The 13329-nt window shown below is 59.2% G+C and carries 12 protein-coding genes; 6 read left to right on the forward strand and 6 right to left on the reverse strand.

Going from position 1 to position 13329, the window contains the following annotated elements; genetic code table 11:
* Positions 1-21: 21 nt before the first annotated feature.
* Entirely contained in the window at positions 22-993 is a 972-nt protein-coding gene (locus ACL2XF_RS19170; RefSeq protein ID WP_410012605.1) for a substrate-binding domain-containing protein, read from the reverse strand.
* A gap of 415 nt (positions 994-1408) precedes the next feature.
* Here ACL2XF_RS19170 and ACL2XF_RS19175 point away from each other — a divergent pair, with 415 nt between their 5' ends.
* The 5 genes from ACL2XF_RS19175 (at position 1409) to ACL2XF_RS19195 (ending at position 6899) form a co-directional block, all read left to right on the forward strand.
* Entirely contained in the window at positions 1409-2428 is a 1020-nt protein-coding gene (locus ACL2XF_RS19175) for a LacI family DNA-binding transcriptional regulator (RefSeq protein ID WP_413727370.1), read from the forward strand.
* Positions 2429-2860: 432 nt separating this feature from the next.
* A complete protein-coding gene (locus ACL2XF_RS19180; protein WP_410016658.1) occupies positions 2861-3607 on the forward strand; it encodes an ATP-binding cassette domain-containing protein in 747 nt (248 codons plus the stop codon).
* Positions 3608-3630: 23 nt separating this feature from the next.
* The gene (locus tag ACL2XF_RS19185) at positions 3631-4626 is read left to right on the forward strand and encodes an ABC transporter permease (RefSeq protein ID WP_410016659.1); all 996 of its coding nucleotides are present in this window, start codon (positions 3631-3633) and stop codon (positions 4624-4626) included.
* Positions 4627-4631: 5 nt separating this feature from the next.
* A complete protein-coding gene (locus ACL2XF_RS19190; protein ID WP_410012607.1) occupies positions 4632-5711 on the forward strand; it encodes a phosphotriesterase in 1080 nt (359 codons plus the stop codon).
* Between the two features lie 45 nt (positions 5712-5756).
* Complete coding sequence (locus tag ACL2XF_RS19195; RefSeq protein WP_413727371.1) at positions 5757-6899, forward strand: M20 family metallopeptidase; 1143 nt, start codon at positions 5757-5759, stop codon at positions 6897-6899.
* A gap of 41 nt (positions 6900-6940) precedes the next feature.
* Here the strand turns inward: ACL2XF_RS19195 and ACL2XF_RS19200 are convergent, their stop codons facing one another.
* The 5 genes from ACL2XF_RS19200 to dnaB all read right to left on the reverse strand — a co-directional run bounded on the left by ACL2XF_RS19200 (position 6941) and on the right by dnaB (position 11692).
* Positions 6941-7294 (reverse strand): MmcQ/YjbR family DNA-binding protein, encoded by a 354-nt coding sequence (locus tag ACL2XF_RS19200; protein WP_410012609.1) that lies wholly within the window; start codon positions 7292-7294, stop codon positions 6941-6943.
* A gap of 2 nt (positions 7295-7296) precedes the next feature.
* Positions 7297-7713 carry a secondary thiamine-phosphate synthase enzyme YjbQ gene (locus ACL2XF_RS19205; protein ID WP_410012610.1) on the reverse strand — a complete coding sequence of 139 codons (417 nt, stop codon included), beginning with the start codon at positions 7711-7713 and terminating at the stop codon, positions 7297-7299.
* 175 nt (positions 7714-7888) lie between these two features.
* Positions 7889-9079, reverse strand: a complete 1191-nt coding sequence (locus tag ACL2XF_RS19210) for an aromatic amino acid transaminase (protein ID WP_410012611.1) — start codon at positions 9077-9079, stop codon at positions 7889-7891.
* 94 nt (positions 9080-9173) lie between these two features.
* A complete protein-coding gene (gene alr / locus ACL2XF_RS19215; RefSeq protein ID WP_413727372.1) occupies positions 9174-10268 on the reverse strand; it encodes an alanine racemase in 1095 nt (364 codons plus the stop codon).
* A gap of 17 nt (positions 10269-10285) precedes the next feature.
* Positions 10286-11692: a replicative DNA helicase gene (dnaB, locus tag ACL2XF_RS19220; protein WP_410012613.1), complete on the reverse strand. Its 1407-nt coding sequence runs from the start codon at positions 11690-11692 to the stop codon at positions 10286-10288.
* 150 nt (positions 11693-11842) lie between these two features.
* On the opposite strand from dnaB, the gene ACL2XF_RS19225 reads away from it, so the two are divergent.
* Entirely contained in the window at positions 11843-12826 is a 984-nt protein-coding gene (locus ACL2XF_RS19225) for a quinone oxidoreductase (protein WP_413721845.1), read from the forward strand.
* Positions 12827-13329: the final 503 nt, after the last annotated feature.

The raw sequence follows: 13329 nt of genomic DNA on the forward strand, positions 1-13329 counted from the left end.
TCAACACCGATCCGATCGGCGTTATTTAAACAATGGCCGATAGGTATCGACGTTGGTTTTGGTCACCACCGCGGCCGGTACCAGGATATTTTTCTCCACGCTGTTGCCGGCGGTTACCGCGTTCAGCGCCTTCAACGCCTCGGCGCCCATTTTCTGCGGATCCTGCTGCAGTACCGCCGCCACATACCCCTGATCGATACCGGCAATCGCCTGGGCGGTCAAATCCCAGCCGAAGACCTTGATATCGCCCTGGCGTCCCTGGTTGACCACCGCCGCCATGGCACCGAGCAGCGCCGGTTCGCCGGTGGCGTAAATCGCGGTCATATCCGGGTTGCCGGTGATCAGGTTTTCCGCCGCGGTCAGGGCATCATCCTGGATATTGCGTCCGTCCACCACATCGGCGACGGTAATCGCCGGATTCTTTTTTATCGCGTCTTCAAAACCTTTCTGCCGGGCATTCTGAATGGCTGAGTTCAGGGCGCCGACAATACCGACCTTCGCTTTGCCGTTCATATTTTTTTGTACATAATCGGTAAAATAATCGCCCAGGATCTGGCCTCCTTTGACATTATCCACGCCCACCTGGGATTTTTGCGGGCCGTCCGGGAGTACCGCGTCGATGGCGATAACCGGTATATGGGCGTCCGCCGCTTCCTTAATGGCGGGCATAATGCCGTTGACATCAATAGCATCCACCAGGATGCCTTTCACTCCCTGCTGGATATAGTTTTCGATGGCGTCATTCTGCGCCACCGGATTGTCGTTGGCATTAAAGATGACCAATGATTTACCGCTCTCTTTCGCGGCTTCCTGCGCGCCTTTATTCATCAGGTTAAAGAACAACGCCTGCTGGTTAATTTGCACCAGCGCGTAGGTGGGCGGCGCGTCCTTGGCCATTGCCCCGGCGGAGAAAACCCCGCCGGCCACGAGCGCGGCGGCGCTTAGCGAGCATGCTACAGTACGGATAATTTTTTTACTGGCATAGAATGACATAACGTTGTCCTCGTCGGAAATAAACGCTCAGGGCATGATGGGAAATGTAAAGCGGCAGCCGCGTTACGCATCAAGGATTATTTTTTGGCGGGACAAATATCTGATAGCGCGAAGAAACATTCCCGGGCTTAAATCGTTTTCGCCGGGTTTGCATACATCGTCACTGCTGAATCCTTACCATAACCTGTCCATGTAGGCTATTTCACGGCAGGAACCAACAGGCTTGGGAATAACTCCCGGTTACTCTTTGGTGCAGGTAAACTGTTAATTACAATTAATCGGCGCCGTTTTTTTGTCAAGCGCTAATTTTTTTATGGCTAGCAGCCGGGAGCCCGCGCCGGCTAAAAAAAGGCTGTAAACGCCTGACCAAAATGTGTTAACAATACCGCTGGATTCACTGACAGCGGTGGGCTGGATGGGTAAAAAAAGGGTCGTACTGTCGGATGTCGCCTCTCTGGCGGGCCTGTCCAAGGCTACCGTTTCGCGCTACCTGAATAACAGCATCGTCCTGCCGCAGGCCACTATTACGCGTATCGAGGATGCCATTGCCAGTCTGGACTATCGGGCCAACAGCCTGGCGCGCCGCCTGAGCAAAGGCGGCAGCGAGACTATCGGCCTGGTGCTGCCGGATATTACCAATCCGTTTTTTGCCGAGCTGGCCGATGCGGCGGAAGAGGCGGCCTCTGAACACCACTACAGCCTGGTGCTGTGCATTACCCGCAATAATCCCGACAAGGAGCGTCAGTTTATCCGCTGGCTGGATACCTGCCAGGTGGACGGCCTGCTGTTCACGACCAACCGGCCCGATAACGGCCTGCTGCGCGAGGAGTTGCTGGGCCATCAGCGCATCGTGCTGATTGACGAGGATATCCCGGGCAGCGCCGTGCCTAAGGTCTTTGTCGATAATGTCCAGGGCGGAATACTGGCCACCCAGCATTTGCTTGATGCCGGACACCGGCGTATCGCCTTTGTCGGCGGTCCCGACGCCCTGATGAGCGTGCGGGAACGGCATGAAGGATTCAGGCAGGCGATGGCGCGCGCCGGTTTGAGCTGCCCGCCGGAATGGGTACTGTATGGCGATTACAGCCGCGAGTTTGGCCAGGCCGCCCTGCACCGGCTGCTGGCGCTGCCGGATGCGCCGAGCGCGGTATTCGCCGCCAGTGATTATCTGGTGCTGGGTCTGCTGGACGGACTGCGCCAACGGGGCCAAAGCGCACCCGACGCGCTGTCGCTGGTCGGCTTCGATGACGCCAGCTATGCCGAGCTTATCACCCCGCGGCTGTCCACCATTCGCCAGCCCGCCCGGCTGCTGGGCCGCACCGCCATTGAGATTATGATGAAGCTGCTTGGCGGCGGCCAGGCGGTGGCCCAGGTTACCCGCATCCCGGTGGAATGGATTGGCCGCGATTCGGTTAAACCCTATGCTCCGGCCTAACGCTTTTGCACCATAACGGCGCATGCCTGCACAACCCTGCGTCACGGCGCGGTAATCCGCGCCGGTCCCCCTGACCGGCAAGTCCGGGATCGCAATGTTGCGAATAATTTTTATTATCTTAAAAAACAGTTAAATACCGGTTTATTGCACGACTATGTCGCCCCCTGCCCATCCTGAATGGCATGAAAGCTGCTTGATGGCGTATGGCGATACAAATATCCATGAGCAGCGCGTTATTGCGAGTGGAGCGGCGAAAGTGGATTCCCGTTATTTTGGTAAACCGGTTTACAAAGGAATGCAAACCGAAAATAACGGCAATTTCCGACGCCGGCGTGACGGCCCTGCGGGCCGGCATGTCCCCCCTTCGTATTTGTTAACACGAGTGGAGGTTAATCAATGGCTGTAGCACAGAGGGTGCCACCCCGGGTGGAGATGGTGGCCATCACCAAAACCTACGGATCCATACGTTCGCTACGCGGCGTCAATCTCAAGCTGGCGCCGGGCGAGGTGCTGGGACTGGTCGGCGATAACGGCGCGGGCAAATCCACGCTGACCAAGATTTTATCCGGCGCAGTGGTCCCCTCCAGCGGCGCCATCCGCATCGACGGCAGCGAACAGCGATTCGCCACGCCCGCCGATGCCCGCCGCTGCCATATCGAAATGGTCTACCAGGATTTATCGTTGTGCGACACGGTGGATGTGGCCGGTAATTTATTTATGGGCCGGGAGCCGCAGACGCGGCTACTGGGCATGCCTTTCCTGGATGAAAAAAGAATGCATGCCGAGGCGCGGGACATGCTGCAGGGGCTGGGCATTTCCATTCCCGATACCCGTCTGCTGGTGCGCAACCTGTCCGGCGGGCAACGGCAGGCCATCGCCATCGCCCGCGCCGCGGCATTCGAACCCAAGGTGCTGATCATGGATGAGCCGACCGCCGCGCTGGCGGTGGCCGAGGTGGAGGCGGTTCTGGCGTTAATCAAACGCGTCAGCGCCCGCGGGGTCAGCGTGATCCTGATTACCCACCGCTTACAGGATCTGTTCCTGGTATGCGATCGCATTATGGTGATGTACGAGGGCACGAATGTTGCCGACCGCCGGGTGGCCGATACCAGCCTGGCGGAAATCGTTAACCTTATTGTTGGCGAAAAGTTCGAGGCGCATTCCGCCCGCGCCCATTAACGGGGGATCTCCGCATGAGTATGATAAATATGACCAGTACCCGAATGATCCGGCACTCCCTGCCAAGACGCATCCTGCACAATCACTCCGGCGTGGTCAGCATCGCGCTGTTTTGCCTGTTCTGCTGCGTGGTGTTTGCGCTGATTACCGATAACTTCCTCAGCGGCGCCAACTGGCTGAATATTATTCGCCAGAGCGCGCCGCTGCTCATTGTCGCCACGGCCATGACGCTTGTGATCACCACCGGCGGCATCGACCTGTCGGTAGGATCCACCCTGGCCCTGGTGGGCGCGCTGTCCGCCATTGCACTAAATAACTGGGGATTGCCCTGGCCGGTGGTGCTGCTGGGCGGCCTGGCGCTCGGCGGGATGATAGGCGTGCTTAACGGGTATTTTATCGCCTACGAAGGCATCCCGGCCTTTATCGTCACCCTGGCGACGCTTGCGGTGGTGCGCGGCGTGGCGCTGCTGATAACCCAGGGCTATTCCATTCCCATCCCGGCCGATAGCCCTTTTACCCTGCTGGGACGGGCATGGGTGATAGGGTTGCCCTTGCCGGCCATCCTGGGCGTGCTGGCCCTGCTTTGCGGGCATGTTTTGCTTAATCACACCCGTTTCGGCCGTTATGTCACCGGCATCGGCTCCAACACCGAAGGGGTCAGGCGCGCGGGGGTCAATACCCGCGCCACCACCCTGTGGGTGTATGTGCTAAGCGGCATGAGCGCCGCGCTGGCGGGAATGATTATTACCGCCCGCCTGGGCAGCGGTTCTTCCAACCAGGGCGAGGGATTCGAGCTGCAGGTTATCGCCGCGGTGGTGCTCGGCAGCACCAGCCTGTTCGGCGGATTCGGCACCATTATCGGTACCCTGCTGGGCGCCCTGTCCATTGCCGTAATCCAAAACGGACTGATCCTGTCGCATATATCGCCGTTTTATACCCAAATTGCCACCGGCACCATAATCCTGCTGGCAATCTGGCTCAATACCCGCATTTTTAATCCCGTGCCGACCAAAGGATAGACAGGATGCAAAACTCGATTTTCCGCCATGCCGATCCGCTGCCGCTCGGCGTGGACAGCGGTTATGTGATGACGGTGCTCGGCCCGCTGCCGGTGGCGCGGATGGGGGTGACCCTGATGCATGAGCATATTCTGCTGGATGCTTCCGGCAAATGGGTGCCGCCCTGCTGCTGCAGCGAACGCCACCTGGCCGAAATGCCGGTGCGGATGGAAAACCTCGGCGAACTGGCGCTCAATCCCCTGGCCAGCCGCGATAATTGCCAGCTGTTCGACCCGGAGCTGGCGGTGGCGGAGCTGATGAAATTTCGCGCGCTCGGCGGCGAAACGGTAGTTGATCCCACGAATATCGGCATCGGCCGCGATCCGCTGGCGTTGCAGCGCATTTCGCGCCTTACCGGCCTGAATATCGTGATGGGCACCGGCTTTTACCTGGAACCCTCGCATCCGGCCTACGTCAAGACCCGATCGGTGGAACAGTTAACGGAGCAGCTTATCTACGATGTCGGCGGCGCCGTGGAAAAACCGCTGGTTATCGCCGGGCTTATCGGCGAAATCGGCGTATCCGCCGCGTTTACGCCGGATGAAGAAAAATCGCTGCGCGCCGCCGGACGCGCCAGCGCCGCCACCGGCGTGCCGATGGAAATCCATTTGCCGGGCTGGGAACGCCACGGCCACCGGGTGCTGGACATCCTGGAGCATGAGGGCGCCGACCTGCGCCATGTGGTGCTGTGCCATATGAACCCCAGTTTCCAGGATAAAACCTATCAGCGCGATCTGGCGCGGCGCGGCGCGTTCCTGGAATACGATATGATCGGCATGGGTTATTATTATGCCGATGAAGCCGCGCAATCGCCGTCGGACGAAGAAAACGCCCGCGCCATTCGCGAGCTTATCGACGACGGGTTTATTCAACAGGTGCTGCTGTCCCAGGATGTATTCCTGAAAACCATGCTGACCCGCTATGGCGGCCATGGCTATGGTTATATTCTCAAGCATTTTGTACCGCGCCTGCGGCGCCACGGCATCAGCGGCGAGCAGTTGGAAACCCTGATGATCGATAATCCCCGGCGTGTCTTTACGCGCTGAATGCCGCGGGGCATCGCCCCCGTGGCGCTGATTGCGGACCAAGCCATGAACCCGAACGATGACGTTATTTCACTCACCCGCGCCCTGGTGCGGTTTAATACCATCAATCCGCCCGGCGACGAGTCTTTATGCATGGCATTCCTGGCGGATTATCTGCGGGAACAGGGATTCAGCATCGATCTCAAGCGGTTCGGCGAGCGGCGGTTTAACCTGGTGGCCCGCCTCGCGGGCCGGCGGGCCGACGAGAAACCGCTGGCGTTCACCGGCCATGTGGATACCGTGCCGCTCGGCAACGCGGAGTGGCGTTTTGACCCCTTTGCGGGCGAAATCAGCGACGGCCGGCTGTACGGGCGCGGCGCCAGCGATATGAAAGCGGCCATCGCCGCCTTTATCGTCGCCTGCCGCCAGTATCGCGACGCCATCCTGGCAGGCCCCGGCGTGGTGCTGGTTTTAACCGGCGGCGAGGAAACCGGCTGCGACGGCGCCCGGGCGTTGATCGACGCGGCGCGCGACACATTGCCGGCGGCAGGCGCGCTGATTGTCGGCGAACCCACCGCCAACTATCCGGTCATCGGCCATAAGGGCGCCTTGTGGCTGCGCTGCGAAACCCGGGGAAAAACCGCCCACGGCGCCATGCCGGAGTTGGGTATCAACGCCATTTACCTGGCCGCCGAGGCAATAGGCAAGATCCGTCATTTCGCGCCGGGCGCGCCGCATCCGCTGATGAAACAGCCCACCCTGAACGTCGGCACCATCCGCGGCGGGCTGAATATCAATTCGGTACCGGACCATAGCCAATTTGACGTGGATATCCGCACCGCGCCCAATCTGCGTCATGACGAAATCCGCCAGCGGCTGACCACCGCGCTGGGCGATACCGTGACGGTGACGACGCTTGTGGATCTGCCCGCGATACTGACCGAGCCCCGCAACGCCTGGATCCGCCGGGTATTCGAACGCTGCGCCCCGCTGCATGACGCGCAGCCAGAGCCGCGCGTGGTGCCCTATTTTACCGACGCCTCGCTGCTGCTGGGCGCGCTGGGCGCGCCGCCGTGCATTATCCTCGGCCCCGGTGAACCGACGATGGCGCATCAAACCGACGAATACTGCGCGGTGGATAAACTACGGCAGGCCGTAGCGCTGTATGGCGCTTTAATTAGCGACTGGGGAAAATACGGCGCGGCGTAACGGCACAGGCGCCGCCGCGGGGTGAGCGCGTTTTCGCCCTGTCAGATATTCAGTTCCTGGCGCCGCGCGTCCGGCAGCGATTCCACCGCCAGCTGCCAGGAGGCGTCGGCCAGGTGATAAAACTGCGAATCAGGGATATCCCCGTCCAGGAACAGCGTATTCCAGTGCGTTTTATTCAACAGGCCGCACGGCACGATGGCTTGATATTCCGCGCGCAGCGATGCCGCCATTTCCGGACTGCTTTTCAGTGAAATCACGGGCTTGCCATTCATTTCGTGGGTCATGGCGAACATAACCTCCCCCACTTTTACCTGACTGGCCTGCCATTCTTGCCGCAGGCTCTGTTCCGTGCCCGGCTTATCCATGCAATACGCCAGAAATGTGGATTGATCCATATTTACTCCCCTTGCAGGGTAGCGACGATGCGGCGCTCCCCTCCCCGATTACGATGTTCACCCAGCCAGATGCCCTGCCAGGTCCCCAATAGCAATTTACCCCGACCGATGGGGATCAACAGTGACGCACCCAGTAAAGACGATTTAATGTGCGCGGGCATATCGTCCGCGCCTTCGTAATCATGTTCATAGGGGGCGTCCTCGGGCACCTGGCGCAGGAAATGGCTTTCCATATCGGTTCTGACGCTGGGGTCGCAGTTTTCATTCAGCGTCAGCGAGGCGGAAGTATGCTGCAGCAATAAATGCAGCAGGCCGGTGCGAATATCGGCAAGCGCGGGGAGCTGGCCGGCTATCTCGTCGGTGACCAGGTGAAAACCGCGCGCGCGGGCTTTCAGGATCAGGGTTTGTTGATGCCACATAGTTCAGGCTCCTTTCAGTAAGTTTAAGTATAGCAGCGCGAGCATAGGGGCATACCGGCGTGGAAAGGGGTGATTAATAGAGGGGGAACCGGAGAAAAGCGGGCGTTCATGGCAGGCGCCGGCGGCCCGCCGCCGGCAAAACGCGCGACGGGCCGTCAGGGCATTGCCGGGCACATTACAGCGCGGCGATAGCCCGCGCTACCCGCTGGACGTTATCGGTGTTCAGACCGGCGAGGCACATCCGGCCGCTGCCAATCAGATAAACGCCAAACTCGTCGCGCAGCCGGTCCACCTGCCGCGGGCTAAGGCCGGTATAGCTGAACATGCCGCGCTGCTCCAGCAAATAGTCAAAACGACGCGCGGGCAACGCGACTTTCAGCGCGCCCACCAGGTCCCGGCGCATCTGCAGGATACGCGCGCGCATGGCGGCGACTTCCTCACGCCACAGCGCGTACAGCGCCGGATCGTTAAGCACCCGCGCCACCACCTGCGCGCCAAAATTAGGCGGGCTGGAATAGTTACGGCGCACGGTGGACGTCAGCTGGCCCAGAACGCGCCCGGCTTCTTCCGCGCTGGCGCAGACCACGGACAACGTTCCCACCCGCTCGGCATAGAGCGAGAAAATTTTCGAGAACGACTGGCTTACCAGGCAGGGCAGTCCCAGCCGCGCCATTTCGCGCACCGCATAGGCATCCTCATCCAATCCTTCGCCAAAGCCCTGGTAGGCAATATCCAGGAACGGGATGAGTTCCCGCTCCGCCACCACGCTGATAACCCGGTCCCATTGTTCGCGGGTGAGATCGGAACCGGTGGGGTTGTGGCAGCACGGATGCAGCAGCACGATGCTCTGGGCCGGCAACTGGCGCAGGCATTCCAGCATGGCGCTGACATTGACCGTCAGCGTTTCGCCGTCAAAATAGGGATAACGGTTGACCTTAAACCCTGCGCCGGAAAAAATGGCCACATGATTTTCCCAAGTCGGATCGCTGACCCAGACTTCGGACTGCGGGAAATAATCCCTGAGGAAATCCGCGCCAATCCTTAACCCTCCCGAGCCGCCCAGGGTCTGGATGGTGGCAATGCGCAACGCCGCGCGCATCGGATGATGCTCACCGAACAGCAGCGACTGGCTGGCGGAACGGTACGAGGCCAGTCCCGCCATCGGCAGGTAGGATGATGCCTGCGTCGGGCTGACTTCAAGCAGGGATTCGGCTTGCGCCACCGATTTCAATTGCGGAATAATCGCCTGCTCATTGTAATACAGCCCTATGCTCAGGTTGACTTTGTCCGGTCGCGGGTCCTGTTTGTAGGTTTCCATCAGCGACAGGATTGGATCCCCCGCATAAGCATCAACATTCTGGAACACAGTGCAGCTCTCCTGGGTTGTCGGGTTCAAATATGAAACCTCGCCACTACATTACCAAATAAATATAATTATTTGTCATAACCCTAATTAAAATTTAACGGATGTCGCCGCCATCCACATACTCGCGCGCGACCCGCGAGGTGACCTTGGTGATAAGCTCATAGGCGCTGATGCCGCTGGCGGCGGCAATGCGTTCCACCGGAAGCCGCGGCCCCCACAGCTCGACGCGGTCGCCCACGCGCTCACGCCCGTCCGGCCCGAGATCGACGGTCAGCATATCCATGGAAACCCTCCCCGCCAGCGGCACTTCGCGGCCATTAACCAGCACCGGGGTGCCGTTCGGCGCGCTGCGCGGATAACCGTCGCCGTAGCCGAACGCCACCACGCCGAGGCGGGTATCGCGCGGGCTGACCCAGGTGCCGCCGTAACCGCAGGCTTCGCCGGCACGATGGCGGCGCACCGCAATCAGCACGGAGGCGAGGGTCATCGCCGGGCGAAAACCGTCGTTCGCCGCCGTGTTGTTATCAAGCGGCGAGACGCCGTAGAGCAGGATGCCGGGGCGCACCATATCGCGGTGGGATTGCGGCCACAGCAGGATGCCGCCGGAAGCGGCAATGGATTGTTTGCCCGGCCTGCCCTGCGCGAAGGCGTCGAAAACGGCCAGTTGCCGGCGGGTGGTATCCAGCTCCGGCTCGTCGGCGCGGGCGAAGTGGCTCATGATATTCACCGGCCCGGCGACATTCCGACAGGCCGCCAGCCGCGCGTAGAACGCCTCGGCCTGGGACGGACGTACGCCCAGGCGGTGCATGCCGGTATCCAGCTTCAGCCAGACCTCGAGGGGATGCGCCAGCGTAGCCTGTTCCAGCGCCTGCAGCTCCTCGGGGCTGTGCACCGCGGTGGCGAGACGGTATTCGGCCAGGAGCGGCAGCTCATCGGCGCTGAAAAATCCCTCCAACAGCAAAATCGGCTTGGTGATGCCGGCTTTGCGCAGCTGAAGCGCCTCGTCAAGACGCGCAACGCCAAAATAATCGGCCTCATCCTGCACGGCGAACGCGGTTTCCAGCAGCCCATGACCATATGCCTGCGCTTTTACCACCGCCACCACGCGGCTATGCGGCGCCAACCGGCGAACCTGCCGTAGGTTATGGCGCAACGCATCACGGTCAATAACGGCGATTGCCGTTTTCATTATCCTTGTCCTGGTTGTTAATCATCATCATATTGCGGCCCGGCGTAACTATCGAACCGCGACCACTGTCCGTTAAAGGTCAGCCGTACCGTCCCGATCGGGCCGTTACGTTGCTTGCCGAGAATAATTTCCGCGATACCTTTCATATCGCTGTTTTCGTGATAGACCTCGTCACGATAGATAAACATGATCAGATCGGCATCCTGCTCGATGGAGCCGGATTCACGCAGATCGGAGTTGATCGGACGTTTATCGGCGCGCTGCTCCAGGCCGCGATTGAGCTGGGACAGCGCCACTACCGGTACCTGCAATTCTTTTGCCAACGCTTTCAGCGAACGGGAAATTTCGGCGATTTCCAGGGTACGGTTTTCCGACAACTGCGGCACGCGCATCAGCTGCAGGTAGTCGATCATGATAAGGCTCAGGCCGTCGTGCTCGCGAAAAACCCGCCGGGCGCGCGAGCGTACATCGGTCGGCGTCAGCCCCGACGAGTCATCGATATACATATTGCGTTTTTCCAGCAGGATGCCCATGGTGCTGGAAATTCGCGCCCAGTCCTCATCGTCCAGCTGGCCGGTGCGGATACGCGTCTGATCGACGCGGGACAGTGACGCCAGCATACGCATCATGATTTGCTCGCCGGGCATTTCCAGGCTGAAAATCAGCACCGGTTTATCCTCGGTCATAGCGGCGTTTTCACACAGGTTCATGGCGAACGTGGTTTTACCCATCGACGGGCGCGCCGCGATGATAATCAAATCGGATTTCTGCAGGCCGGCGGTTTTTTTATCCAGATCGGAATAACCGCTTGAGACGCCGGTAACGCCGTCATGCGGTTTTTGGTACAACTGCTCGATGCGCGCCACGGTGTCTTCCAGGATGCGGTCGATGCTCTTGGGACCTTCATCCTTGCTGGCGCGGTTTTCGGCAATCTGGAATACCCTGGATTCCGCCAGATCGAGCAAATCCTCGCTGCTGCGCCCCTGGGGATCGTAACCGGCGTCGGCGATTTCGTGGGCGACGGCGATCATTTCACGCACCACCGCCCGTTCCCGCACGATATCGGCATAGGCCGAGATATTGGCCGCGCTGGGCGTGTTTTTGGATAATTCCGCCAGGTAGGCGAACCCGCCCACCGAATCCAAATCGCCTTTCTGCTCCAGCGACTCGGAAAGCGTGATTAGATCGATCGGCTTGTTCAGCTCCAGCAAACGCTGCATCTCGCCAAAAATCAGGCGGTGGGGACGATTGAAGAAGTCCTTGGCGGTGACGCGTTCCGCGACGTTATCCCAACGTTCATTATCCAGCATCAATCCGCCCAATACCGACTGCTCCGCTTCCAGCGAATGGGGAGGAAGTTTCAGACCCTCGACCTGGCGGTCACGGGAAAATTGTGTTTTGGCGGCTGGTTTTTTTTCTGACATGGAATAATGGTTTTGCCTGATAGATGCGACATTGGGTAAAACAGCATTGTAGCGTTGATTGTCGCCAAATCCTATGCGGCTTTGCAAACCGGTATTAAGCGCTTATGGTTAAATAAAGGGTAAATAACATTGTCCAAGCGAGGAACAGACATGGCCAAGCGCATTCAGTTTGCCGCCAACGGCGGACCGGAAGTGATGCAATACGTGGAGTTTAACCCGGCGGATCCGGCGGCGGGCGAGGTGCAGGTTGCGAATAAAGCCATAGGCATCAATTACATCGATACCTATGTACGCAGCGGGTTATACCCGACGCCCGCCAAGCCGTCGGGCCTGGGGACCGAGGCCGCCGGCATTATCATCAAGGTGGGCGCCGGTGTCTCCGGGCTGAAGGCGGGCGATCGGGTGGTGTATGCGCAGTCGCCCCTGGGCGCCTATAGCGACGTGCATAACGTGCCGGAAAAAAATATCGCCCTCCTGCCCGACGCCATTTCGTTTGAGCAGGCCGCAGCGTCATTTTTGAAAGGCCTGACCGTCTTTTACCTGCTGCGCCAGACCTACGAAATCAAACCGAATGAAATTTTCCTGTTTCACGCCGCCGCCGGAGGTGTCGGCCGCATTGCCTGCCAGTGGGCCAAGGCGCTGGGCGCCAAGATGATTGGCACCGTCGGCTCGCAGGAAAAAGCCGCCCTGGCCAAAGAGGCCGGCGCCTGGGAAATCATCAACTACCGGGAAGAAAACGTGCCGGAACGCGTTGCGGCGCTGACCCAGGGGAACAAGGTGAGCGTGGTGTATGATTCAGTGGGTAAAAACACCTGGGAAGCTTCGCTGGACAGCCTGCGCCGGCGCGGCCTGATGGTCAGCTTCGGCAACTCGTCCGGCCCGGTGACCGGCGTTAACCTGGCCATCCTGAACCAAAAAGGCTCGCTGTACGTTACCCGTCCCTCGCTTAACGGATATGTCACCAATCGCGAAGAGCTGAAATTTGCCAGTAACGAATTGTTCTCGATGATTGCCAGCGGCGCCATCAAGATCACGGTACCGGAGCGGCAAAAATACCCCCTGGGCGAGGCACGGCGGGCGCACGAGGCACTGGAAAACCGTGAAACCAACGGCTCCTCATTATTAATACCCTGATTAAGTTCGGCCACATTATCCCTTCCCTTCTCCGACCGCGGGGATAATCCATGGCCAAAGCATGCCTTGCGCCATGCAAAAAAACGGGCCTTCTCACGAAGGCCCGTCGATTACAACGAACTGCAAAACGCGTGTGTAGGTAGGACAGTGGCTTAAACAACGGTGTATGCTGCTTATACAGCTATTATTCACCGATGCCGATGAAACGCTTATGCTAAAACCGAGGTATTATTCTAACAGGATAGATAAGTAAAATGCATACTTTGCCGCTGACTGACGTCAGCAAAACATCAAAGTGTGATCCATCGCCCACATTTCCCTTCCTTACTTATACGCATACGCCGCGCGCCTCATTTTTTGATAGTGGCATCCGGCCATGCGGTGCGAGGAAAAGCGCCTTGGGCGTAATAAGGCGAAAAAGGCAATGGACTTCCGATTATTGCCGCGCTTAATATTGAATTAGCCGATTTCATTGATGCTGATAAACATATGCTTTATCTATG

Source organism: Sodalis sp. RH19 (genome assembly GCF_047324215.1).
Classification (GTDB): domain Bacteria; phylum Pseudomonadota; class Gammaproteobacteria; order Enterobacterales; family Enterobacteriaceae; genus Acerihabitans.